General features: G+C 41.5%; 23 protein-coding genes and 1 tRNA gene. 12 read left to right on the forward strand and 12 right to left on the reverse strand.

Annotated elements, in window-relative coordinates:
• Positions 1–85 precede the first annotated feature (85 nt).
• Positions 86–1,156 (forward strand): DUF1176 domain-containing protein, encoded by a 1,071-nt coding sequence (locus GTU69_RS13400; RefSeq protein WP_166171199.1) that lies wholly within the window; start codon positions 86–88, stop codon positions 1,154–1,156.
• Positions 1,157–1,481: 325 nt separating this feature from the next.
• Positions 1,482–2,471, forward strand: coding sequence for a hypothetical protein (locus tag GTU69_RS13405; protein WP_166171201.1), 990 nt, complete (start codon positions 1,482–1,484; stop codon positions 2,469–2,471).
• Positions 2,472–2,561: 90 nt separating this feature from the next.
• On the opposite strand, the gene GTU69_RS13410 is transcribed toward GTU69_RS13405, so the two are convergent.
• The gene (locus GTU69_RS13410) at positions 2,562–3,140 is read right to left on the reverse strand and encodes a DJ-1/PfpI family protein (RefSeq protein ID WP_166171203.1); all 579 of its coding nucleotides are present in this window, start codon (positions 3,138–3,140) and stop codon (positions 2,562–2,564) included.
• 233 nt (positions 3,141–3,373) lie between these two features.
• On the opposite strand from GTU69_RS13410, the gene GTU69_RS13415 reads away from it, so the two are divergent.
• The gene (locus tag GTU69_RS13415; RefSeq protein WP_166171205.1) at positions 3,374–3,892 is read left to right on the forward strand and encodes a hypothetical protein; all 519 of its coding nucleotides are present in this window, start codon (positions 3,374–3,376) and stop codon (positions 3,890–3,892) included.
• Positions 3,893–4,022: 130 nt separating this feature from the next.
• Here the strand turns inward: GTU69_RS13415 and GTU69_RS13420 are convergent, their stop codons facing one another.
• From GTU69_RS13420 to gatC, 5 genes are all read right to left on the reverse strand, one after another.
• Positions 4,023–4,754: a carbonic anhydrase family protein gene (locus GTU69_RS13420; RefSeq protein ID WP_166171207.1), complete on the reverse strand. Its 732-nt coding sequence runs from the start codon at positions 4,752–4,754 to the stop codon at positions 4,023–4,025.
• Between the two features lie 487 nt (positions 4,755–5,241).
• A complete protein-coding gene (locus tag GTU69_RS13425) occupies positions 5,242–6,102 on the reverse strand; it encodes a hypothetical protein (RefSeq protein WP_166171209.1) in 861 nt (286 codons plus the stop codon).
• A 64-nt stretch (positions 6,103–6,166) separates the two neighbouring features.
• Positions 6,167–7,642 (reverse strand): Asp-tRNA(Asn)/Glu-tRNA(Gln) amidotransferase subunit GatB, encoded by a 1,476-nt coding sequence (gatB, locus tag GTU69_RS13430; RefSeq protein WP_166171211.1) that lies wholly within the window; start codon positions 7,640–7,642, stop codon positions 6,167–6,169.
• Positions 7,642–9,120, reverse strand: a complete 1,479-nt coding sequence (gatA, locus tag GTU69_RS13435) for an Asp-tRNA(Asn)/Glu-tRNA(Gln) amidotransferase subunit GatA (RefSeq protein ID WP_166171213.1) — start codon at positions 9,118–9,120, stop codon at positions 7,642–7,644. The genes gatB and gatA overlap by 1 nt, the downstream gene beginning before the upstream one ends.
• A 52-nt stretch (positions 9,121–9,172) precedes the next feature.
• Positions 9,173–9,487, reverse strand: a complete 315-nt coding sequence (gene gatC, locus GTU69_RS13440; protein ID WP_166171215.1) for an Asp-tRNA(Asn)/Glu-tRNA(Gln) amidotransferase subunit GatC — start codon at positions 9,485–9,487, stop codon at positions 9,173–9,175.
• 132 nt (positions 9,488–9,619) lie between these two features.
• Here gatC and GTU69_RS13445 point away from each other — a divergent pair, with 132 nt between their 5' ends.
• The 6 genes from GTU69_RS13445 to GTU69_RS13470 all read left to right on the forward strand — a co-directional run bounded on the left by GTU69_RS13445 (position 9,620) and on the right by GTU69_RS13470 (position 14,374).
• Complete coding sequence (locus GTU69_RS13445) at positions 9,620–10,666, forward strand: rod shape-determining protein (RefSeq protein WP_086196910.1); 1,047 nt, start codon at positions 9,620–9,622, stop codon at positions 10,664–10,666.
• Between the two features lie 15 nt (positions 10,667–10,681).
• Positions 10,682–11,539 (forward strand): rod shape-determining protein MreC, encoded by an 858-nt coding sequence (mreC, locus tag GTU69_RS13450; protein ID WP_086196909.1) that lies wholly within the window; start codon positions 10,682–10,684, stop codon positions 11,537–11,539.
• Positions 11,526–12,017, forward strand: a complete 492-nt coding sequence (gene mreD / locus GTU69_RS13455) for a rod shape-determining protein MreD (protein WP_086196908.1) — start codon at positions 11,526–11,528, stop codon at positions 12,015–12,017. The genes mreC and mreD overlap by 14 nt, the downstream gene beginning before the upstream one ends.
• Positions 12,005–12,571: a Maf-like protein gene (locus GTU69_RS13460; RefSeq protein WP_166171217.1), complete on the forward strand. Its 567-nt coding sequence runs from the start codon at positions 12,005–12,007 to the stop codon at positions 12,569–12,571. Before mreD ends, GTU69_RS13460 begins: the two co-directional genes overlap by 13 nt.
• 42 nt (positions 12,572–12,613) lie before the next feature.
• Positions 12,614–14,068, forward strand: a complete 1,455-nt coding sequence (gene rng, locus GTU69_RS13465; protein WP_166171219.1) for a ribonuclease G — start codon at positions 12,614–12,616, stop codon at positions 14,066–14,068.
• Positions 14,069–14,203: 135 nt separating this feature from the next.
• Positions 14,204–14,374, forward strand: a complete 171-nt coding sequence (locus GTU69_RS13470) for a PA1571 family protein (protein ID WP_166171221.1) — start codon at positions 14,204–14,206, stop codon at positions 14,372–14,374.
• 76 nt (positions 14,375–14,450) lie between these two features.
• Here GTU69_RS13470 and GTU69_RS13475 read toward each other — a convergent pair whose 3' ends face one another.
• Both GTU69_RS13475 and GTU69_RS13480 read right to left on the reverse strand, forming a co-directional pair.
• The gene (locus tag GTU69_RS13475; RefSeq protein WP_086196904.1) at positions 14,451–15,836 is read right to left on the reverse strand and encodes a wax ester/triacylglycerol synthase family O-acyltransferase; all 1,386 of its coding nucleotides are present in this window, start codon (positions 15,834–15,836) and stop codon (positions 14,451–14,453) included.
• A gap of 167 nt (positions 15,837–16,003) precedes the next feature.
• Positions 16,004–16,735: a phosphoadenylyl-sulfate reductase gene (locus GTU69_RS13480; protein ID WP_166171223.1), complete on the reverse strand. Its 732-nt coding sequence runs from the start codon at positions 16,733–16,735 to the stop codon at positions 16,004–16,006.
• 199 nt (positions 16,736–16,934) lie between these two features.
• On the opposite strand from GTU69_RS13480, the gene thrH reads away from it, so the two are divergent.
• The gene (thrH, locus tag GTU69_RS13485) at positions 16,935–17,552 is read left to right on the forward strand and encodes a bifunctional phosphoserine phosphatase/homoserine phosphotransferase ThrH (RefSeq protein WP_086196902.1); all 618 of its coding nucleotides are present in this window, start codon (positions 16,935–16,937) and stop codon (positions 17,550–17,552) included.
• 74 nt (positions 17,553–17,626) lie between these two features.
• On the opposite strand, the gene GTU69_RS13490 is transcribed toward thrH, so the two are convergent.
• The 4 genes from GTU69_RS13490 to GTU69_RS13505 all read right to left on the reverse strand — a co-directional run bounded on the left by GTU69_RS13490 (position 17,627) and on the right by GTU69_RS13505 (position 22,548).
• Entirely contained in the window at positions 17,627–18,838 is a 1,212-nt protein-coding gene (locus tag GTU69_RS13490; protein ID WP_166171225.1) for an outer membrane protein transport protein, read from the reverse strand.
• Positions 18,839–19,165: 327 nt separating this feature from the next.
• Complete coding sequence (locus GTU69_RS13495) at positions 19,166–20,464, reverse strand: outer membrane protein transport protein (protein ID WP_166171227.1); 1,299 nt, start codon at positions 20,462–20,464, stop codon at positions 19,166–19,168.
• A 565-nt stretch (positions 20,465–21,029) separates the two neighbouring features.
• Positions 21,030–21,102 (reverse strand) — tRNA-Arg (locus GTU69_RS13500).
• A 90-nt stretch (positions 21,103–21,192) separates the two neighbouring features.
• On the reverse strand, positions 21,193–22,548 hold the full coding sequence (locus tag GTU69_RS13505; protein WP_166171229.1) for an amino acid permease: 1,356 nt from the start codon (positions 22,546–22,548) through the stop codon (positions 21,193–21,195).
• A gap of 328 nt (positions 22,549–22,876) precedes the next feature.
• Between GTU69_RS13505 and prpF the strand changes: the two genes are divergently transcribed.
• On the forward strand, positions 22,877–24,067 hold the full coding sequence (gene prpF / locus GTU69_RS13510) for a 2-methylaconitate cis-trans isomerase PrpF (RefSeq protein WP_166171231.1): 1,191 nt from the start codon (positions 22,877–22,879) through the stop codon (positions 24,065–24,067).
• A gap of 219 nt (positions 24,068–24,286) precedes the next feature.
• A complete protein-coding gene (locus GTU69_RS13515; RefSeq protein WP_166171233.1) occupies positions 24,287–25,195 on the forward strand; it encodes a farnesyl diphosphate synthase in 909 nt (302 codons plus the stop codon).
• Positions 25,196–25,336 lie beyond the last annotated feature (141 nt).

The following is a 25,336-nucleotide window of genomic DNA, read 5'->3' on the forward strand; positions in this document are numbered from 1 at the left end:
TGCGGGTTTTTTTATAATGCTTTATATTTAACAATCATGAAAATGCTGAAGTATAGTAATTAAAAAGGGAAAGGGTCAGAAAAAAATGAAAAGGTTTTATGCATGGACTTCGCTTTGCTGTCTGGCCGTGACCAGTCCTCTAACATTGGCCAAAGAAATTCAAGGCATGTCTTTTTCTCATCAGGATTGGGAAGTGTATTGCAGTAATACCGGCACCTGTCGGGCAGCAGGCTATCAGGATGATTATCTGGAAAGCATGCCCGCCACAATCTTGTTGACCCGTAAAGCTGGAGCAAAACAAACTGTACAAGGGACATTTGCCTTATCCAGTTTTGATCAAGCTTTAGATAACAAGAAACTGAATAATTTAAACTTTTTTATAAATCATCAGGATTATGGTCGAGTCAGGATTAACATTTCAGAGCAACTGCTCACAGGAGCGCTAAACAGCAAACAGCTCAATGCACTGTTACAACAGACCCGGAAAAAAGCCAATATCGTATTTAAAAATGCCTATTACACCTGGCAGGTTTCTGATGCAGGCATGACGGCTTCATTGTTGAAAATGGATGATTTTCAACAACGTATGGGTACGGTAGGTGCTTTGGTCAACCCCGGAACTACAGGTGAGTCGAAAGTATTGGCAGCACAGCCCAAATTAGTGGTCAATAAAGTAAAAACAGCAGCAAAACCTTATTTAACACTACAGCCCAATAGCAGACAGTACCAAAACCTGCATAAGTTACTCATGGCTGCCCGGCCGACACAGTCAGATGTAGCTGAATTTTGTGAAGGCATTTATGATGGAGAGGGTGCCAAACCACAAGCGATTGAACTCTATAAGCTTACCAATAACAAAATTCTAGCTACCACTCTATGCTGGCGCGGAGCCTACAATGAAGGTTATGGGGCTTGGGTAATGAATCAATCTTTAACAGGCAAAGCCAGCTTTGTGACCGAATCTGCATCGGATTTTGCAGCAGGCGAAATCAGCAGTGCGCAAAAGGGTCGTGGTATTGGTGATTGTTGGAAGATCAGCGAATGGATTTGGCAGGGACAAGCTTTCGTTCAAACTGTAGATCGCTGGTCTGGCATGTGTAAAGGTTTTGCCGGTGGTGCCTGGGATCTTGATTCAATTGAAGCCGTGGTGAAATAACCTATTTCATTTTTGCTTTTGAGTACGCCAGTTAGCTATTTATATAAAAGATTAAATTTTCATCGGTTTATGATGGAAATTGCCGAATAGTTTCAGGGATAACTAAAGCTTCACCAATCATAAAAAATTTTAAACTGGCTAAAAAGTGTTATCCCATTCGGATTTCTGTACTAAAACTTTTAAAAGATTGGCAGTTATTTTGCATTTTTAGGCAAAAATCTATTATTTAACTTGAAGGGAATTAATAATAAAATCAAAGTGCTATATTTGTGATTTTCCCAATTTTGATATATTTTTGAGTTACAGCATCAGTGAGCATTAACACGTGAATTTCAAAACATTCATCTTGATTGTCGGAGTGGGCATCACTTTACATGGCTGTACCAGTTTTAATGCTTTGAGCTCAGATGATTCTGTTAAAAATTATGCTTCAGCACAGGAAATGATCGTTCAAAAAAATATCAACCAACCCAATGGACAGGCCAAAGAATATGTCTATTCATGGGGAGCAAAACAGAATAACAAAGAAACGCAATCTTTATATCCCAGAAAATATTTAAACAATTACTGTTCTGCCAAGCAGGGTAAATTCACGCTGCTGTATAAGAGTTCCATGGCTCTGGTGAAGGATGTATCGGATAAAAAACGCTTATTTTCCTCCGGTAATGTCAAACAGGGCATAGGCGCCTATAAGTGTGTACAAAAGAATGGACAGAGCTGGATTGCCTCTATTGAACCGGTGGCTGAACGTAAACTCAATGATGGTTCGGATGCACGGGCAGTCAGCTTACAGACCAGACTCATGTCGGCGGATGAAGCTAAAAAGTTTTATAAAAATATAAGTACAAATATTGCTGATAAAAAAATCAGTTCCAATGATCAGGGCAACAAAAAAGCGTTAAATAAAACTGCCCCTCAAAAAGAGGCTGAAGCCAAAAAAGAAGCAGATTTTAAAAAAGAAACCAAACTAACTCCGGAGTTGCCAGCAGCACAGCCGCTAAAAGTCGTGGAAAGTCCGCAACAGCAACAGATGAAATTTTACGTCGCTGCACGTCGTGATTTAAATAGTGGTAAAAATCAGATCTCTGCCTGTAATAATGCCCAGCGGGCTTATAACTATGGCAAGCTGCAAGGAACTGAGGGAACCCGGGTCTATACTGAATCGGGGATGCTGGTTGCACGTTGCTTAACCAGTGTACCCAGTTATAGCAACCGTTTTTCTAATTCTAAAGCTCAAGCAACGCGAGTCTTGCAAAATTTAGCTGTGAACTATAATCACAGTGGGGCGAAAAATATGCTGAGGCAGATGAAGTAAAAAGCCATTTTGCTCATCTTCATCCATTCATGTTCCATCATCATGGATGGAACATGAATGTTGAAATCTTCAAATCTGAATGAGTCAGTATTACAGGCTAATCGTTGCACCTAATGCTTTCACAAATTGTGCCATCCAAGCAGGGTGTGCAGGCCAAGCCGGTGCAGTCACCAGATGTCCGTCGGTGACTGCTTCAGTCACGGCGATATCGGCATATAAACCACCTGCAAGTTTGACTTCCGCAGCACATGCAGGGTAAGCAGAACAGGTTTTACCTTTAAGCACATCGGCAGCCGCTAAAAGCTGTGCGCCGTGACATACGGCTGCAATCGGTTTTTGAACAGCATCAAATTCACGTACAATTTCCACCACGCATGCATTCATGCGTAAGTATTCAGGTGCACGTCCGCCCGGAATCACCAGTCCGACATAATCTTCGGTATTGACCGAGTTGAAGTCATAATTAATAGCAAAGTTATGACCACGCTTTTCACTATAGGTTTGTTCGCCTTCAAAGTCATGAATAGCGGTGGCGATGCTGTCACCGGCTTTTTTATCCGGGCAAACCGCATGTACGGTATAGCCCAGACCCGTTAAAAACTGGAATGGCACCATCGTTTCGTAGTCTTCGGCATAGTCGCCAACGAGCATCAAGATTTGTTTAGCCATGATTTTTCCCTCTGTTTGGATATGATTTATATAAAGTTTTATTTTCATTCACCATAGCATAAGCAGATGTCATTTTTAAAGGTGGGGTGGATTTCTTTAGTCGAAGCCAGAAAACGTTCAAATCATCAGGTGGATAGACAAGCTGAAAAGAAGTTTTATTTTACAGAGTCATAACAGGCTGTACCCGGTAATTTATGATAAAAAGACAGCAGTTCAGAATGGAAGTTCACTTTATGTTTTACTCTATTTTTACCATCTTGGGTCGTCGCTTTACTCGAATGGGTTGTTCTGTTTTGATGGCAACTGCGGTTATGGGAACAACACAAGTCGCAATGGCCGGGCCAACGGTGGATCAGCTGAGTAACTGTCTGGTGAAATCCACCACAGCAGCAGATAAAACAACAGTGTTGCAATGGACCTTTGTTGCGTTATCTGCACATCCGGAATTGAAAAAATTCAGTAATGTGAATGAAGAGCAGAGAACCCAACTGGATAAAAATTTAGCTCAGGTCTTGCAGCGCATACTGGTAGATCAATGCTCAAGTCAGACCAAAGCAGTCATTGCTGCGGAGGGTGTGCAAGCGGTGGGCAATAGTTTTCAGGAACTTGGACAAATTACGGGTGACGAAATTTTAGAAAATCCTGAAGTTAAAAGTCAGTTGAAAGGTGTATTGCGTTATGTTGACCTGAATAAAATGGTGATGACCTTTTTGACGCCAGATGTGTGGAATAAGCTCGGTAAAATAAGATAAAACAATCATAAAAAAGACCTGCATTCAGGTCTTTTTTTATTTTTTAAGCTTCTAAAAAATCGTAAAACTAATTTTACATTTCAGTTAGATCACATGAAATATAAATCAGATAAAACTGAAATTTATCAACTTATTCCAAGACCACACGAGCATTTTGTGCTTGTACAGGACGATTGTTCGGATGCTCCATCAGCTTTGAAAAAGCCTCAATTTGTTGTCTAGATGCCTGTTGAATGTCTTTTAAAACAATCCAGCGGACGCCTTCGGTACAGGGTGGTGTAGTGAGTGAACCATTAAATTGATAATACTCCAGGTTGTCAGGTAAAAATGCAGAGGCCAAGTCCTGTTGTTTGAGTGGAATGGCATCACCGGCTTTTTGAGGTAACTCTTTCCAAAGTTTGGCCAGTTTTGGGTTCTCTTTTCCTTCATCAAACATTACCGCAACTACAGCAAGTTCACCCGTGGCTGATGCATGCACCAGATGCATTTCCATGGGGTAGGATTTGCCTTGAATCTGGTTTTCACTTGGACTATGCAAATGGAATTGTTTGAGTTCAAACTGTTGATTGTCCATGTTTAAGTCATTGCCTGGCTTGAAATTAATTTGAACGGTGTGTCCATTATGAATAATATTTTGAGCCGATGTGCTGTAGTTAAACTTGAGTGGTGGAAGTTTTGCTTCTACGGTTTGACGAATATTAATAGGTGACTGGTTTGCACCAGCACAGCTTTGATAGTTTGTGTTTAAGTTAGCCCAATGTTCAGGGGCTTTGTGACTGGTATAACCCCAATCGTGATTTGAGCCAGCTTGAGCTGTGTGAACCGTGGCTAAAGTTAAAAGTGCTATTGTTCTAAAAATCATTATTTACTCTACATTTCATGCTTTATAGTTGGGCATGTATAGTCTAAAAAATCAGTATTAACTGCAAAAGGAAATGAATATAAAACATACAATTAATGTTGTTTTTTTGAAATTTAGATTTTTATAAAGTTTTATTTTTTAAGGTGAAATTGGGGTAGGGAATTGGTAATTTACAAACTTCTCCCTTGCGAACTCAAAATATATTTTAAGGATGCTCATCACTTGGACTTTCAAATAAATCCTCTCCCTAGCCCTCTCCTGAAAGGAGAGGGAACCACGCGTATCCAACAAATCACATGACAAAGCCTCCTTTTCTAAAAGGGGGGTCTAGAGGGATGGGAATTTGTAATGAAAGCTCCTTCTCCCACTGGGAGAAGGCGGGGGATGAGGGTAATTAGAAGTCAGGTATAAATGACTTTGATAGTTGGATGCGTCCTAGGTCTTCAAGTTTGGCGATAGAGGATACTTTTTTGATGGTCATTTATATTTAACCAAGATATTTGATTAGTTCTGTTAAAATTCCAGCTGATCCAAACGCTCCAAGAATTGTTAAATGATTTGATAAAGCACTTGTTAATTTTGTATAGGCATCTTTGAAGGTCGATGAGCTATTAGTTCCCTCAACTTCAGCAACAATATTTTTTAGATTTTGCTTTGCTTCAGGAGTTTCAGATGATTGATCAATAATTTCACGCATTTGATTACATACTTGTTGTAATGCTTGGTTGTTAATTTGATTGATAGTCATGGTGCTATTTGCACCTGTTTGAATTTGAGATTGTTGAAAATTTCCGGAAAAATTAATTTGTTGTGTGCGAATTTGATCATCAATGTCCTGCATTGTAATTTCTCCTGCTAGATATCTGTATGTGTTTGTGCTTTTTAAAATCAGAAGTTGACGTAATATTTGATCTATATCATTAACCATTCTCTTGTGGATTTTAATCATATGTTCAATTGACCATTTATAAAATTTTAGATCGGCTATTGTTTCTTCTACAAAATGTGCAACTTTTTCACTATCATTTCTAAAAAAATATAATTGAGGCTCTAAATAGTCGATAAAAGATTTTAAATCAGTGTATCTATGATCAAATTTAATATCGTTGAAAATTGCATTTAAAGTTATTGAGTTGTCACGTCCATCGTCATAAATTATTTCGATTTGGAATTTTTGTTGAGGAACCTGTCTTTCAAGCACATCTCTGAAATTTTCTTCAGTTTTGTGATGCAAAAAATTTTTATCATACTTTGCAAAATTTCCAAAAATTTGATGGATATGATTCATTATTACATCTATATTAATCCTCTCAGGCACGATATCAAAAGTTCTATTAAAATAGTTCATATACAAAAAAACCCCGCATTAAGCGAGGTTTTTATAACATGAAATCAATTAATTAGTGAATAAATCAACCAATCAATTTCTTCATCAATTCATTGACTTGAGCAGGATTGGCTTTGCCCTTAGATGCCTTCATCACTTGACCAACTAGACCGTTGAACGCTTTCTCTTTACCAGATTTATACTCTTCAACCATCTTCTCGTTGGCAGCAAGTACTTCCTTAATAATCGCTTCAATCGCGCCTGTATCAGTTTCCTGTTTCAAGCCTTTCTCAGCAATAATCTCGTCCGCAGTTTTGCCTTCATCCCACATAAAGCCGAATACTTGTTTCGCGATCTTACCGCTAATCGTGTTGTCCACAATACGTGCGATCATACCGCCAAGTTTCTCAGCAGAAACAGGAGAGTTAGCAAGGTCAAGGCCAGCTTTGTTCAGCGCACCTGAGAATTCACCCATCACCCAGTTAGCCGCAATCTTACCTTGCGCAGCACCGCCAGCAGCAGCGACTACTTCTTCATAAAATTCTGACATTTCACGAGTCAATGTAAGAACGTGAGCATCGTACTCAGTCACACCAAAGTCCGCCACAAAACGTTCACGACGTGCAGCAGGAAGCTCAGGCATGGTCGCTTTAATCGCTTCGATTTGTGCATCTGCAATGATCACAGGCAACAAGTCTGGATCAGGGAAGTAGCGGTAATCGTTCGCTTCTTCTTTAGAACGCATTGAACGCGTTTCCATTTTCACAGGGTCGAACAAACGCGTTTCCTGATCAATTGTGCCGTCCCATTCCAGAATTTCCATTTGACGTTCAATTTCAACATTGATCGCCTGTTCAATGAAACGGAATGAGTTCAGGTTTTTCAGTTCACAACGTGTACCGAATGGTTGACCCGGACGACGTAAAGACACGTTACAGTCAGCACGGAACGAACCTTCTGCCATGTTACCGTCAGAAATACCTAACCAGCGCACCAGCGTGTGAATCGCTTTAATGTAGGCAACCGCTTCTTCAACCGAACGCATATCTGGTTCAGATACGATTTCAAGCAGCGGCGTACCTGCACGGTTTAAGTCGATACCTGACATACCCTCAAACTGGTCATGAATCGATTTACCAGCATCTTCCTCTAAATGTGCACGGGTTACGCCAATGCGTTTAGTCGTACCATCTTCAAGTTGGATGTCGATATGACCCAAGCCCACAATCGGGTTGTCCATCTGGCTAATTTGATAGCCTTTAGGCGAGTCAGGGTAGAAATAGTTTTTACGTGCAAATACAGATGCTTTGTCAATATACGCATCGATACCCAAACCAAAACGAATTGCAAGATCAACCACTTCTTTGTTGAGTACTGGCAATACGCCTGGCATCGCTAAATCAACCAGGCTGGCTTGTGTATTTGGGTCTTGACCGAAAGTGGTTGAAGAACCAGAGAAAATTTTAGTATTGGTCGCCAGCTGAGTGTGAATCTCGATACCAATAACGACTTCCCAACCATCAATCAGGTTTGACTTTGGTTTCTTTTGAGCTTGAGCCATTATGCGTTCTCCTCAGCAATTGCAGCGCGTTTTGTATGCCAATCTGTTGCTTGTTGATACTGGTGTACCACAGACAACAATTGAGATTCTGACCAGTAGTTACCAATCAGCTGTAAGCCAACCGGTAAGCTGTCTTTGTCAAAACCAACAGGCGCATTAATTGCAGGCAGACCTGCCAAGTTTACCGCGATAGTGTAAATGTCACCTAGGTACATTTCCACAGGAGACAGGTTGGCACCGATTCTGTAAGCAGTTGTAGGGGCAGAAGGGGCTGCAATCACATCAACTGATTCGAATGCTTTGAGGAAGTCTTGTTGAATTAAACGACGGACTTTTTGTGCTTTCACGTAGTAAGCATCGTAGTAACCCGCAGAAAGCGCATAAGTACCGATGAGGATACGTTGTTGAACTTCTTTACCAAAACCTTCTGAACGAGAGCGTTTGTAAAGGTCCATAATGTCTTTCGGTTCTTCACAGCGGTAGCCATAACGCACGCCATCAAAACGTGACAAGTTTGAAGATGCTTCAGCAGGGGCAATCAGGTAATACGTAGGAACATAAGCTTCTGTCATGTTGAGGTCAATCTCAACCAACGTTGCGCCCATCTCTTCCAATTTTTTCAGTGATTCTTCAACACGTGCTTTTACGTCTGCATCCAAGCCGTGAACATTGAAGTACTGTTTCGGAATACCAATGCGTAAACCTTTCACCGATGTGCCGTTCAGGTTTGCCACGTAGTCATCAACATCTTTTTCTACAGAAGTCGAATCTTTCGCGTCATGACCCGCCATCACGTTCATCAGGTAAGCACAGTCTTCCGCCGAGCGCGCTATTGGGCCACCCTGATCCAGAGATGATGCATAGGCAATCATACCGAAACGTGATACACGGCCATAAGTTGGTTTCAGACCAGTCAAACCACAGAAAGACGCAGGCTGACGGATTGAACCACCAGTATCGGTGCCGGTTGAAAATGGTGCAAGGTCAGCCGCTACAGCCGCAGCAGAACCACCTGAAGAACCACCTGGAACGTGATCCAGTGCCCAAGGGTTTTTGGTCGCGCCAAAGTAAGATGACTCGGAAGTTGAACCCATGGCGAATTCGTCCATGTTCACTTTACCTAAAGTCACCAGGCCCGCAGCCTTACCTTTCGCTACAACGGTCGCGTCGTAAGGAGAGATAAAATTGTCCAGCATTTTAGAACCGGCAGTGGTCTTAATGCCTTGGGTACAGAAAATATCTTTATGTGCAATTGGAACACCTGTTAAGGCAGTTGCATTGCCGGCTTTAATTGCAGCATCAGCAGCATCGGCTTGGGCCAATGCCTGCTCGGCGGTTACGGTCACATAAGATTGTACTTGAGCATCGATTTTTGCAATGCGTTTTAAATAATGTTCAGTCAATTCGCGAGACGAAAATTTAGCCCCAGCTAAACCCTCGGAAAGTTCACGAATCGATAAGCGATGTAAATCTGTCATGAGAAATATTTCTTTACGTTTAATTTAATAAAATGGTTTAACTGAATAAAGATTATTCAATCACGCGTGGAACAAGGTACAAGCCATCTTGTGTTGCCGGTGCAACAGCTTGATATTCTTCACGATGATTTTGTTCAGAAACCACGTCTTCACGTAAGGGCTGTGGATGGTCAAATGGACTTTTAAGCGGCTCGACATTTTCAGTGTCAATGCCTTTTAAGGTTTCCATCATGCCTAAAATTTTATTTAGACTTTGAGCATATTCAGCAGATTGCGTATCATTTAGCGACAATCGGGCCAGATGTGCGATTGCTGAAACTGTTTTTGCATTTAAATCTGCAGAATGCTGTGCATCCGATGTAGACATAATATTACCTAATCAGTATTAAAAAAATTCAAAATATCGTGCGTTATAATAAGCGATTGACTTGTCCAAATCATCACATTTAGTTAAAGTTGCCACCTTGCGTCCACATAAAGTTTAATCGAGAACGTCTCCGTGATTCTAAAAAGACTAATTGGCTTGTTTTCGCCCGATCTAGCCATTGATTTAGGTACAGCAAATACACTTATTTATGCACCAGGACGAGGCATTATATTAAATGAACCGACGGTTGTGGCCATCCGTCACAGCGGTTCACAGAAAATCGTTGCCGCGGTTGGTCTTGATGCTAAACAAATGCTCGGTCGTACACCTGCAAATATTTCTGCAATCCGCCCGATGAAAGACGGGGTGATTGCCGATTTCGAAGTGACCGAAACCATGTTGAACCAGTTTATTGGTAAAGTACATGAAAAGCGTCTATTCCCGCCTGCACCGCGTGTTGTAGTGTGTGTACCGTGTAAATCAACGCTGGTTGAGCGCCGTGCCATTCGTGAAGCGGTATTCAATGCTGGCGCACGTGATGTCCGCTTAATTGAAGAGCCGATGGCTGCTGCAATTGGTGCCGGTATGCCGGTTGAACAGGCCTGTGGTTCGATGGTGGTCGATGTGGGCGGTGGTACCACTGAAATCGCAATTATTTCATTGCAGGGCTGTGTTTACGCAGACTCGCTCCGTATTGGTGGTGATGTCTTTGATGAACAGATCATTAACTACGTGCGTAAAGCGCATGGCTGTGTGATTGGTGAAACCACTGCCGAAGTGATTAAAAAAGAAGTGGGTATGGCACTTCCGGATGAAGGCGCGAAGCCGCTGGAAATTGAAGTGCGTGGCCGTAACCTGGCTGAAGGTGTGCCTCGTGCCATTACGGTGACTTCAGACGAAATTACCCAGGCGATTTCAGACCCATTACAAAATATTGTCTCTGCGGTTAAATCTGCACTTGAACAAACCCCGCCTGAACTGTCTTCTGACATTGCAGAACGTGGCATTGTGCTGACTGGTGGTGGCGCACTACTTCGTAACCTCGACAAACTTCTTGCGCAAGAAACCGGTTTGCCTGTGGTTGTGGCTGAAGATCCGTTGACTTGCGTGACTCGTGGTGGTGGCAAGGTGCTGGAATTCTTCGACAATCCAAATCACGACATGTTATTTGTAGGTTAAGTTAGGGACCAGGCGGTGCAAACACAACTGTTTTCTCGACAACCGCCATCTTTTCGCTCATTTATCATTGCGGTGATTACATGTCTGGTGGTGCTGTTTTTTAACTGGCGCATGCCGCATGTGATTCAGCCCGCACGTGATGTCTTGTATGCGGCATATAATCCTATTTATGCCCTTGCAAGTTATCCGGTGTTATCGCGAGAATGGCTCAATCAACAAACCAAGTCTGAAGCCCAGTTACGTCGTGAAAATACCGCGATGCAAGCCGAGTTATTACAGGCTCAGGTTCGTTTGCAAAAATTATCTGAACTTTCTGCCGAAAATACCCGTTTAAGAGGTCTGCTGGATACGCCTTTGATTATTGATGGGCGCATGGAAATTGCAGAAGTCATAGGTACCGATGCCGATCCATTACGACATATTATTGTGATTAACCGTGGTTCCAACAGTCAGCTCAAGGTCGGTCAAACCGTACTGGACGATAAAGGAATTATGGGGCAGATCATCAATGTCAATTCGCATAGTAGCCGTATTATGTTGCTGTCCGATAAAGAACACTCTCTCTCTGTGCGTTTGGAACATACCGGGATGCGTGCCATTGTCTCGGGTACAGGTGATTTAGGTCATTTGAAGATGGAATATGTTCCGACCAGTGCCAATGTCAAGGTGGGTGAAAAAGTGTATAGCTCAGGATTGGGCGCACATTTCCCTGCAGGCTATCTGGTCGGCACAGTGTCTAAAGTTAACCGGCATAATTCGGGTGAATTTGCCCAGATTGAAGTCATTCCAGCCGCACAATTGGCCGGTGGACATCATGTCGTTGTCCTTTTTTCTGATTCATTAGCGATGGAGCAGCCGCATGCCACTCGCTAAATTAAGGGCTGAAAGCAATCGGGATCCTTTAATTGCGATTATTGTTTCAGTCATTGTCTGTTCGGTGCTGATGGTTTATCCATTGTCTTATGCCGTGTCAGGTGCACGTCCCTTATTCATGTTGCTGCTCATGCTATTTTGGGTGATGTGCCAACCTACATGGTGCGGAATCTGGTTTGCCTTTGCCACTGGCATGTTTACCGACTTGCTGGTGGATGCCCCTTTAGGCATGAATGCACTAAGTTTTGTGTTGATTACCTTTATTGTCCGGTTTTTAACCCGTGAACGACGCATCATGACCTTTGGCAATCTCTGGGTGATTAGCTTTCTGGCAGTAATGGCACATTTATTTGTGATCTGGATTGCCCAAACGATGGGTGGCTTGCAATTTTCCATTACCCGACACTGGCAGCCTTTATTGAGCAGTGTGCTGGTTTTCCCGGTCATGTATTTTATGCTTAAAAAATGGCGCGTTTAATTCTGGCTTCGAGTTCTCCACGGCGTCGGGAACTGCTGCAACAGTTAGGTTTAGAATTCGAGATTTATGGTCCGGATATTGATGAATCTATTCTTGACGGAGAAGATGTTGCCAGCTATGTCGAACGTTTAGCCTGTAGCAAGGCGCAAGCGGTTCTGGAGCAGTTTCCAGATGCCATCGTCATCGCCGCTGACACCAGTTTAGGTGTGGATAATCAGATTTTAGGTAAACCTGAATCAAAACAACATGCTTTTGAAATTTGGCAGCGCATTTCCGGTCGAAAACATGATGTATTTTCAGGTGTTTGTGTGCGTACAAGTACAAAAAAATCAAGTATAGTGGTACGAACACAGGTTGAGTTTCAAAAATTAAGTCTCAATGATATGGAAAGTTATTGGGCGACAGGGGAGCCCTTAGGCAAAGCGGGTGCTTATGCCATTCAAGGCATCGCATCGCGTTATATTCCCCGTATAGAAGGCAGTTATAGCAATGTCGTGGGCTTGCCTTTACATGAAACCGTACAGTTATTACAGGCAGTTAAGGCACTAAATTAACTGACCTCAAAAAAGAATTTTTATAATGTTTTGAGTTTTATTATGTCTGACGAGTTGTTGATTAACGTCACACCTATGGAATGTCGTGTGGCCTTAATCCAGAACGGCACGGTCAATGAATTATTTGTTGAGCGTACGGTTAAGCGTGGATTGGTGGGCAATATTTATAAAGGTAAAGTGGTGCGTGTACTTCCGGGTATGCAGGCTGCTTTTGTCGATATTGGTCTTTCTCGAACCGCTTTTCTGCATATCAACGATATGGTCTGGCCCCGCAATCAACCAACCCCTAATGTTTTTGAACTGCTGCAACCCGGTCAAATTCTCACGGTGCAAGTGATGAAGGATATGCTGGGGACCAAAGGGGCACGTCTTAGTACCGACCTTTCCATTCCTTCACGTTATCTGGTGCTGATGCCTTATGGTCATCATATTGGTGTATCACAACGCATTGAATCTGAAGAGGAACGGGACCGTTTACGTTCGATGATCGAACGCATTCAAAGCGAGCATAAATTACCCGGCAGCGTCATTGTCCGTACTGCGGCAGAGGGGATTCCTGAAGCTGAAATTGCACAGGATATGGCGTATTTGGCCAAACTTTGGGAATTTATTCAGCGCAAGCAAAAAAGCATTGCTGTCCCTTCTCTGATTTTTGAAGAACTGCCGCTGCCACAGCGCGTGATTCGTGATTTGGCCAATGAAGATACTTCTAAAATCTCTGTCGACTCACGTGAAATACATGCCAAGTTGCAAGAATTTGTACTTGAGTTTGTTCCCAGTATGCAAGATCGACTGGTTCACTATCCGGGTGAACGTCCCATTTTTGACTTGTACAATGTTGAAGAAGATATTCAGAAGGCCCTGCAAACCCGCGTAGCATTGAAATCGGGTGGCTATTTGATGATCGACCAGACTGAAGCCATGACCACTATAGATGTCAATACCGGCTCCTATGTCGGTGGCCGGACTTTAGAAGACACCGTATTTAAAACCAATATGGAAGCGACTCAAGTCATTGCCCGTCAGCTACGCTTACGTAATTTGGGTGGCATCATCATCATCGATTTCATTGACATGCAGGAAGCCCAGCATCGTGAAGAAGTCATGAGCCAGTTTGAGCGTATGCTGGAGCGTGATCATGCCAAAACCAAAATTACCCAGGTTTCCGAACTGGGCTTGGTGGAAATGACCCGCAAGCGTACTCGTGAATCTTTAGAACACTTATTATGTGAATCGTGTCCAACCTGTCAGGGACGGGGTTATGTAAAAACGGCAGAGACAGTGTGTTACGAGATTTTTCGGGAAATTTTAAGATATGCCCGTGCTTTTGAATGTAAAAGTGGTTTTACTGTGGTGGCACACCCTTTGGTGATTGACCGATTGTTAACAGCGGAAGCACCTGCAGTGGCCGATTTAGAGCACTTTATAGGGCGTATCATCAAATTTCAGGTGGAAAATCTGTATACGCAAGAGCAATACGATATCATTCTGAGCTGAAATTGTAACAGAATATCGTTAAACACTTGTTACATCTGAAATTTTACTTTTTAGGCTGAATTTTGAATACTAGTCATACACAAGTAGCCAAAGCCAAAATCTCCCAATTTTGGTTTAGCAAACAAGAGGTATGACATGAGTGTAAGCCAAGTAGCAGTTCAACAAAATACGAAAGTTACAGATAATAAAATGAGCCAAAACGGTTATATCGTCAATGAGCAGGGTAAAGAAGTTCAAATTACAGCTGCCATGATTCATTCAGTTTGTCATCAACTATTAAATCAATGTCGTGCAATTAAGAATTAATTTCGTGCAATAGAAAATAAAGGGACCTCTAAAAGGTCCCTTATTTTATTTATTATTCACTCTTTGGAAGCTGCGGTTAACTCACCGCTTTTAACTTTTTTGGTGGAATATCTTGACCTACAATTTCTTCAAAGCGCTGAATTTCATCTTCCAGGTGCGTGAGCAAGTTTTGCATTTTCGGTAAGGCATTACGACAACCGGTTAACCCCACTTCCAGTTTATCCAGATAGCTGGTCATGGTAATATTCAGTGCCTGTCCATCCAGTACAATTGAAGCTGGATAGAGTGCATCCAGTTTTGCACCATTCCAGTATAGCGGTTCGCGTGGCCCTGGCACGTTAGAAATCACAATATTGAACGCTTGGCGTTTTGGCATCATTCCCGAGACAATATTTAAACCAGCTGCACCGTAAACTAATGCGCTATAGTTTAAAATTTGATTTGAATTCATGCGTTTGAACCGCTGCTTGGCATTTAACACACTACGGCGAATAATTTGCAGGCGTTCTAAAGGCGTATCTTTATGCGTACCCAGATTAGCCAAAATCATGGTAATACGGTTTGAAACTTCAGAATCATCATCACGAATTGAAGCCGGAACCATAGCAATCAGCGGTTTTTTCGGCAATGCGTGATGACTGATCAAATACTCACGCAGTGCGCCAGAACAGATGGCCAAGACTACATCATTGATGGTGACACCCAGTGCTTTTGCGATTTTGCTTAAGCGGCCCAATTCAAAGGATTGTGCGGCAAAACGGCGTGATGAACTGACTCGCTGATTTAAAATGCTGCTGGGTGCCTGGAAGCTGGAAACATAGTCCGGATTGCGCCCCATATCTTTGCAGATGGTTTGCGATAGTTCATACATGACTTTAGGGGTCGCTTCAAATTGTGATTTTACAGCCCCCATGACTTTCTTTATACGACTTGCTTTCGGTTCTTTTAATCGTTTAGCACGAGGACCTTCGACACACCAGAGTGGCACAATACTCTTGGCTTCTGGATCATAGGATAGTGATTTTTCTACCAAACGCATACCGGCAATACCATCAACCATAGCATGGTGAATTTTAAAGTACATGGCAAAGCGGTTGCCTTCAATGCCTTCAATAATGTTGCAGGTCCAGAGTGGTTTGGCACGATCAAGCAGTGCGCTATGTTCTTGTGAAATATAAGTCAGTAATTCACGGATTCGACCCGGGTGCGGTAGTGCAATGTGGCGGAAATGATGGTCTAGATCAAATTCTTGGTCTTCATCCCAAAATAGGCCATTGAGTTTATTATTAAAAGGCGCAACAGGAAGACATTTGGATTTACGAATATCAGCAACGAGGTCTTGAATAAATGTATCAGGTGCATTGTCAGGAATTTGAAACAGGAACAGCCCACCGACGTGCATCGGTTGCTGACGCTTTTCAAGCGACAGAAAAATAAAATCAATTGGGTGTAATGGACGCATAGCGTTGAATGCCTCACTGCAATTTTGTGCCTGTTCTTATATGAACAGGCTTGTTAGAATTATATAAAAGAGTGTTTTTAGTATATCTTTTTTCAAAAAGAAATGAACTGCTTTATGTGTAATGATAAGTTAAAAAAATCACTGAATAACAGTGATTTTTTTAAATATTATTTTAAATTTCCTGCGTGTAACCCGCATTCTTTATGGGTCGCTTCTTCCCACCACCAGCGGCCTTCACGTTCATGCTGATTTGGCAATACAGGACGTGTGCAGGGCTCACAACCAATCGAAATAAAACCACGCTCATGCAACGGATTATAAGGGATTTCCATCATGCGGATATAGTTCCACACGTCGGAACTTGACCAGTTTGCCAAAGGATTATATTTGATTAGCTGTTTTCCAGGACCTGAAAAACCGGCATCTGCTTGCACCACTGGAATTTCATTACGAGTCCCCGGACTTTGATCTTTACGTTGACCGGTAATCCAGCCATCCAATGTAGCCAGCTTTTTACGTAAGGGCTGAACTTTACGAATACCGCAACATTCCTGATGGCCATCCTGATAAAAGCTAAAGAAGCCTTTTTCAGTCACCAGTTTTTGCATCGTTTCTGTTTCAGGGAAGCAGATTTCGATCTCAATATTATAGTGTTTACGGACCTGGTCGATAAATTGATAGGTTTCTGCATGTAAACGACCGGTATCGAGACTGAAAACACGAAAAGGTTTGCCTAAATGCGAAGCCATATCAATTAAAACCACATCTTCAGCACCTGAAAATGAAATGGCAATTTCACCTTCTTGACTTAAAGCAAGTTCCAGAATCTCGCTGGGAGATTTATCGGCATATTCAGATGCAAGTGCATCAACAAGGTCAATGGTAGGGATTGTAGTCATGACAGTTCCTGGCGTATAGGCTTGGACACTTAAAAACCTATATTAGTTTAATTCACAATGATTTTAATGGAATTGAAATAATCTGCTTAGCACTAAAAAATAAATGCTTATGAATAAAATAGATTTAAAAAACAGCCCCTGAAATCTCTATTTTTAAGCTATCATAACGCAAAATTTTTTACTGACATTGGGAGAGCCCATGGAAATCGTATGTCTTGATCTTGAAGGGGTGTTGGTTCCGGAAATTTGGATTAATTTTGCCAAGAAAACTGGAATTAAAGCGTTGGAAGCCACTACACGTGATATTCCAGACTACGATGTGTTAATGACGCAGCGCCTGAATATCTTAAAAGAGCACGGTTTAGGCTTAAATGATATTCAGGAAGTAATTGCAGAGATGGGACCTTTCCCTGGGGCAAAAGAATTTGTGAAATGGGTGAGTACCCATTTTCAATTGATTATTCTTTCCGATACGTTCTATGAGTTTGCTCATCCTTTAATGAAGCAACTCGATTGGCCAACCATTTTCTGTCACAAGTTAGAAACTGATGAAAATGGTATGATCACAGCTTATAAACTTCGTCAGCCGGATCAAAAACGCCAAGCAGTTAAAGCCCTCCATGGTTTGAACTTCCGTGTGATTGCAGCAGGCGATTCTTATAACGATACTACGATGTTGGGCGAAGCAGACCACGGGTTCCTGTTTGATGCACCGGAAAATGTCATTGCTGAATTCCCTCAGTTCCCACCGATTCACGGTTATGACGCGTTAAAAGAAGCAATTCGTAATGCTTCAGTACGTAATATTCCTGCTTAATATTTTTAAGTTTATGGAATAAAGAAAGGGCGCCTCTAGCGCCCTTTCTTTTTTAATCCTAATTTTTAATGCAATTAGAAGCGGTAACCGATTTTCAGACCATAACCCATTGCATGGTTATCAGTGAAATCAGCTTTTACAGCGCCACCAGTTTGAGCTTGAGCATCGCCTAGCCAGAAGTATTTAACCCCAGCTTGAATAAAGTAGTTTTCTGCAGGACTGTATTGTCCACCTAGACCAACACTCCAATAGCCTTCAGTTGGGCCTAAAGTAGTTACAGGGTTGCCTGCGCCAGAATCGTAGCCTACAGCTGCTGTACCCGCCCACTTACTATTGAATTTATGTGAAAGACCTGTAGTTACAGAGTATTGATCGTTTGAGTAATCAATCAGGTTTTGCGCTTTGCCTTTTGCAAATGTAGATGCTTGAGCTAACAATTCAGGTTTAACTGCGAATTGATCCCAATGTACCCAGCGTAAGTTTGCAAATGCTAAAGTGTTTGCGGCAATACCTGTTTGTAAATCAATATTTACAGATTGAGGCGTTGTAGCATCAAGTATGCTTTCTTTGTAGCCTAAAGTTGATAAAAATGGTTTGTAAGGACTATATGGATGGCCTGTTGCAGGAATGCTTGCACCAAGAGCAGCTAAATTACTTGTTTCTGTAGCATTAGCTTTATGTTTGATTTCTGAACGATAAGTTACAGCAGCCTTTAAGGCTATTTCTGGGATTTGATAAGCAAATCCAGCTAACCAACCATACGCTTGTTTTTGATCAACTTTAATGTTGTAACCACTTAATAATGAATAAGCTGCACCACGTAATTTAATATCAGCCTCAACAGTTTGCCAAACCGAACCTGCATAAAAATTCCAGTTTGCTGTTGGTTGATAACCAATCAAAGCAGTTAAATTATTAGTACGGACTTCTACTTTTGTACCTTCTTTAAGTGTTGGGTCTGAGAAGTCTGAACCGTCAACTTGATAAGTAGCATCTGCACCATAAGGTTGGTCGTATAAAAGACCTAGGGAAATTTTATCTGTGGCTTGAACTTTAATGGCAGCAGAGGGGAAAGTGTAGTCATCTCCCATATCACCGACATGATGGCCACTTCGATCTTTACCTTTAACATCCGGATCTAGAACGGAAATTCCAGCTTCGGCATAATTTCCGGGTTGTAAAAATGCGGTGATAGATTGACCAGAACGGTCTAGACCAGCGGCCAATACTGAAGCAGATGGAAGTAAGCTAATTAAAACTGCTGAATATATTTTGTTGAGCTTCATGGTTCTTTCCCTGATGCCATTTTGTAACTAAAAGTGCTGGAAAAGTAACATAAATAAAAAAAGAGTAAATACTCTGCTAGAGTTTAATAATTGACTTGTAAGCACACAAATGATGCTTGATAGAGTAATAATTCTATTTTTGTTAAATTATCTTTATGATTTTTAAATAAAAAGAAAATTATGAAGAATGAAGTAAATTTCAAAATAAAAAATTAACCGTTTGATGGAAAATACAGCTATTAATTTATAAATGTATATTAAATGCTAATCAAAGACTGAAAAAAGACCATTGCGAACAATGGTCTTTTATTGTTTGGTTAAATAAAATTAGAAGCGGTAACCAATTTTTAAGCCGTATGCAAGTGCATTGTTGTCTTCAAAGCTAGCAACTGTATTAGGAGTACCAAATTGTGCGCCAGATTGTGCTTTAGCATCACCTAACCAGAAGTATTTCACACCACCCGCGATGAAGTAGTTTGGTGCTGGACTGAATTGTAAACCTAAACCAACATTCCAGTAACCTTCTGTTGGACCAAGGGTAGATACCGGATTGCCTGCACCAGTATCATAACCTACGGAAACGTTACCAGCCCATTGCTCATTCAGTTTACGACCAACACCAACAGTTGCAGAAATTTGATCATCGGAATATGCAACTAAATCAAAGCCATTTGGTTTTCCAGTTGAAGCTACAACAGGTGCTTGTACACTAGCTGTACCAAATTTAGGTGGGCGAATGGAGAAGTTAGACCATTCAACCCAGCGTACATTAGCAAATGCTACGGTATCTGCCATGATGCCGGTTTGGAAATCCAAGTTAACAGATTGTGGTGTCGTGATTGAAGTACTTGAATTTGGTTGTAGGTTAAGACCAGCAAATAAACCTGTATTAAAAGTTTCGGTGGTTTTTGCATCATGGTCAATTTCAGAACGATAGGTTAAAGATGCTTTGAGAGCAATATCAGGAATTTGATAAGCAAAACCAGCTAACCAACCGACTGAACCGTCTTCTTCCATATTGGCATTATAAGAGCCAAATGTACTGCTACCGCCATATGCTAGACCACGTAATTGAACGTCGCCTTCAACAGTTTGATAAACTGGACCTGCATAAAAATTTAAATTTTTATTTGGTTGGAAACCAAATAGCATTGATATATTTTGTGTTTTTACTTCAACTTTAGTTGATTCAGAACCATTATGGAATAAACCTTGACCTTGAAATGCGGCTAATGCACCTGGTAGTACAGCAGGTGAACTTGAGTCTGTGGCTGAATAAGTTGCATCAGCTCCGAAAGGCTGATCGTAAATTAAGCCAAAAGAGAAATTATCAGTAAGCTGTAATTTTAATGCTGCACTTGGAAAATAATAATCATCTCCCATATCTGATAAGTTTGTATTTTGAAGCCCAATAGCACTTGCTGGAGCTGCTGGGTTTGGAGTATATCCATTATTTACTTTACCTGAAACATTTGGATCTAAAACAGAAATACCCGCTTCGAAATAGTTACCCGGTTGTAGGAAGGCTGAAATAGATTGACCTGAGCGATCTAGTGCAGCTGCAAATGCACCTGTCATTGGTACTGTTGCAAGAATCATTGCGGTACTAAGAGTTTTTAATTTCATTTTGTGTCTTTCCTTGATGTACAAATTTTATTACGGCTGATTTGTGTTTTTGAATGCGCTAAATTTATTTTCCTAATATCAGTTATATAACCAGATATCATTTGTTACTCCATGTGACAAAAATAGCACAATAAAAAAAAGAGTAAATGCTCTATAAAAAACTATAGAGTTTAAAAAATGAACGTATTAGAGTTTTTAGTCTAAATTTATACTAATAGTTTATTTTAAATAATTGAAAAATAATAAATTAAATTTAATTGATAATTATTTTGTTTGAATATTTATTTGATTAAAAAGTGATCATTTATCATAAAAAGTATCATATTTTTATGTGATAGAGTTCTCTTTTTAAGTGTAATAATTGAAATTAAAAAACAGGAGGTCAGGAAATTTAATTTTTTAAATATTTTTTATTATTAATTGCTATTTGGGAATTTTAAAACACTCGTATCATTACCTGACTAAGGGAAAGTTTAAATATAGGCATGTAGGGAAGCGAGATCTGGCAAGCTGAATAGGGGGCTTTAGATTATTTTTATTAAAAATTCTAGGGTGAAAAGTATTGTGCGCCCTGCGGGACTCGAACCCACGTCGGTCGCTTAGGAGGCAACTGCTCTATCCAGTTAAGCTAAGGGCGCAATGCGCAGCTAATGTAGCGCAAATACAGGTAAAAAAAAAGTTATTGTCGAAACAATAACTTTTTAAAATGATTTAAACGAATTTTATGTTTAAGATTTCTTCGTCTTTAGGCTTTTAAATAGGCCAAACATCAGCACTATCCAAACGGGAATCATTAATACAGATTCTTTAAAACCTTGGGTCCACATAATATAAAGTACTGTCGCAATAAAGATCAGTACCACATAATTACTGACAGGAGCCCAGAGTGCCGGGAACTTGGTTTGAATCGCAGCGTTTTTGACAGCCTGTTTGAATTTCAGATGTGTCAAACTAATCATGGCCCAGTTTAGCACCAAGGCACCTACGACCACATACATCAAGTGGCCCAAAGCGTCTTCTGGGACAAAGTAGTTTAAAAGCACACAACCGAAAATGAGCAGGGCTGAGAATAAAACAGCAGGAATAGGCACACCTTGTTTATTTACTTTCAGGAATGCTTTCGGTGCATTGCCTTGCTGTGCCAGACCATACAGCATACGGCTGTTGGCATACATACCACTGTTATAAACAGACAGTGCTGCAGTCAAGATAATGAAATTGAGTAGATGTGCTGCCCAGCCAATTCCGAGTTGACTGAAAATCATTACAAATGGACTTTTATCCATACCACCCAGTTCCAGCTGGTTCCAAGGCACTAAGGATAAAAGAATCGTGAGTGAGCCAATATAGAAAATCAGAATACGGAACACGACCTGGTTAATGGCCTTAGGAATGGTCTTTTCCGGGTCTTTGGCTTCTGCAGCCGCCATACCAATCAGTTCAATACCGCCAAAGGCGAACATGAGGAAAGCCAGCATATAGAACAGGCCTTCAAAACCATTCGGGAAGAAACCGCCATGTGACCAAAGATTGCTAAATGAAGATGTTGATCCTGCATCTGCGGTCAGTAATAAATACAGGCCGAAAACAATCATGGAAATCACGGCAGTCACTTTAACAATGGAAAGCCAGAATTCGGATTCGCCATAAAACTTGACATTGCCGAGATTGACCAGAGTAATGACAATGAAAAAGAACAGTACCGAAGCCCATGCAGGAATATGCGGCCACCAGTAATTAATATATTTGGCGACTGCAGTAAGCTCTGTCATGGCAACCAGAACGTACAAAATCCAGTAATTCCAGCCCGCCAGGAAGCCTGGGAATTTGCCCCAATATTTATTGGCAAAGTGGCTAAATGATCCTGCTACAGGCTCATGAACAATCATTTCACCCAGTTGGCGCATGATTAAAAAGGCGATTAAACCACCAATGGCATAACCCAAAATGATGGAAGGACCAGCAGATTGGATGACCTGTGCGGAACCTAAGAATAAGCCTGTCCCAATTGCACCGCCCATGGCGATCAGTTGGATATGACGGTTCTTTAAGCCACGCTGAAGTTTGGAAGACTCGTTGTTCAAAGTATTCAGCCCGACAATGTGTAAGGAAAGTATTGAAATGGATTGTAATAGATTGAAATGTATAAGCCTAGTACGGGCTCTAGAGAGGGATTGTTAAAAAATAATCATATAAAAAATATTTTATATATTCCTATTTTGAATCAATAAATTAATTTTATTTTTTAATACATAAAATAAAATGAGGTAAATGATGAAAAAAAGTTTGGTATTCGTTTTTTATACTTAAGTCAAGAAAGCATCTATTTCATAAAAAAAATCGCTATGATACTTTATTAGCATTTTGCTGACGGCGATGTACAACAATGATAAATGAAAGGATAAAAGAGAAATGAGTTTTGCTCCACAAATCAAGATTCCAGCAACTTATATGCGTGGCGGTACCAGTAAAGGGGTGTTCTTTAAACTGGATGACTTGCCACAAGCTGCACAGCAGGCTGGAAAAGTGCGTGATCAGTTATTGCTGCGAGTGATTGGAAGCCCTGATCCATATGGCAAGCAGATTGATGGCATGGGTGGAGCAACTTCAAGTACCAGTAAAACCGTGATTTTGGCCAAAAGTGTCCAGCCAGATCATGATGTCGATTATTTATTTGGACAGGTTTCGATTGATCAGCCTTTTGTGGACTGGAGTGGTAACTGCGGAAACTTAACGGCTGCAGTCGGCTCATTTGCCATTTCCAATGGCTTGGTCAGTGCAGAACGTATTCCGGAAAATGGCATTTGTACAGTCCGTATCTGGCAAGCCAATATCCAAAAAACCATTATTGCCCATGTGCCGATCACCAATGGACAGGTGCAGGAAACTGGTAATTTTGAGCTGGATGGGGTGACTTTCCCGGCAGCTGAAGTTGCCATTGAATTTCTGGACCCGGCTGATGATGGTGAAGAGGGCGGAGCCATGTTCCCGACGGGGAATGTCGTAGATACTCTTGAAGTACCGGAAATCGGAACTTTTCAGGCAACCTTTATTAATGCCGGTATTCCGACCATTTTTTTAAATGCAGAAGATATTGGTTATGAAGGTACTGAATTACAGGATGCTATCAATAGCGATGCTCAGGCACTGGCACGTTTTGAAACTATCCGCGCTTATGGCGCAAAACAGATGGGTCTGATTCAGGATATTTCCGAAGCGGAAAAGCGCCAGCATACCCCGAAAATTGCCTTTGTATCGAAACCTAAAGCCTATACATCTTCAAGCGGTAAAGATATTCAAACCACTGATGTCGATTTGCTGGTTCGTGCCTTGTCGATGGGTAAACTGCATCATGCCATGATGGGAACGGCTGCAGTGGCGATCGGTACGGCTGCTGCGATTCCTGGAACTTTGGTTAATCTGGCAGCAGGTGGCGGAGTACGTGAAGCGGTACGCTTCGGACATCCATCAGGTACCTTAAGAGTTGGTGCACAAGCTGTTCAGGAAAATGGGCAGTGGGTAGTCAAAAAAGCTGTCATGAGCCGCAGTGCGCGGGTACTGATGGAAGGCTGGGTCCGAATTCCGGAAGATAGCTTGAAATAGCAAACAAGATAGAGAATCTTGCGAGAAAGCAGTATCATGCTGCTTGTCATTGATCAATAAGTTGGCCTGATTAAAGCTTAAACGATGATGACGGTTCAATTCTCATGTAGATGAGGAATCGCAAGTTCTCTGTCGAAGGTGACAAGAGCGTTGTATATTAGATCGGGGTCATTTTAAATTTTCCCGATCTATTCCCAAAGCAAAGTATTCGAGGCGAATGTGTCATCTTTAACTGACGTGCAAGCAAATGCATTAACTCAAGCACAGCAACGTATTCAACAAGATTTATTAACGGCATTAGACGCATTTTCCATTCCGGAGCCGCTTAAAGGGGCTGTGTATCATGCAGTCATGCTGGGTGGAAAACGGGTACGTCCTGCACTTTGTTATGCCACCGCTGCTTTAAAACCGAATGCAAATTTTGCTGCCGTACGCCGTGCTGCAGTCGCCATTGAAATGATTCATTGTTATTCACTGGCCCATGATGATTTACCCTGTATGGATAATGATTCCTTGCGTCGTGGTCAACCGACCTGTCATGTCGCTTTTGGGGAAGATACGGCATTACTGGCGGGGGATATTTTGCAGTCGATGGCCTTTGAAATCTTGGGCAGTCGCCTGTTTGATCAGGGCCCGGCAGTTGCTCCGACCATTGTTTTAAAACAGATGCAAATTCTGGCGACTGCCAGCTCGAAAATGGTCTGTGGCCAGGTGCTGGATTTACAGGCTGAAGGTAAGCGTGTTGATCAGGATGCTCTGGAAAATATTCACCGCAATAAAACCGGTGCCCTGATTTCTGCAGCCGTGATGATGACAGCCGTGACCGTATTTGAAGGCACAGATCCTGCCATTCCTAAACTGCGTGAATATGCGCAAGCGATTGGACTGGCCTTTCAGGTACAGGATGACATTCTGGATATTATTTCCGATACAGCAGTACTGGGAAAAACTGCGGGTAAGGATGAGCAAGTGGATAAATCAACTTATCCTGCACTTATGGGGCTGGAAAAAGCTCAAGCCTATGCCAAAGAGCTGCATGATCAGGCCTTTAATGCTTTGGAGATGTTTGCTGAAAATGCAGCTGAACTGAACCAGATTTCAGAATTTTTATTGGCACGTAAAAGCTGAATATTATTTAAATACAGAATAAAAGCCTATAAAAAAGAGGACTATTAAGTCACTGCTGTCCCACAAATATCACAAGAAGAACCTCAATTGAGGTTCTTCTTGTTTTCGCCATTTTTTATCAGGCACAAAGAGTGATCTTAA

It is taken from the genome of Acinetobacter sp. SA01, assembly GCF_011319235.1.
In the GTDB taxonomy this organism is placed as follows: domain Bacteria; phylum Pseudomonadota; class Gammaproteobacteria; order Pseudomonadales; family Moraxellaceae; genus Acinetobacter.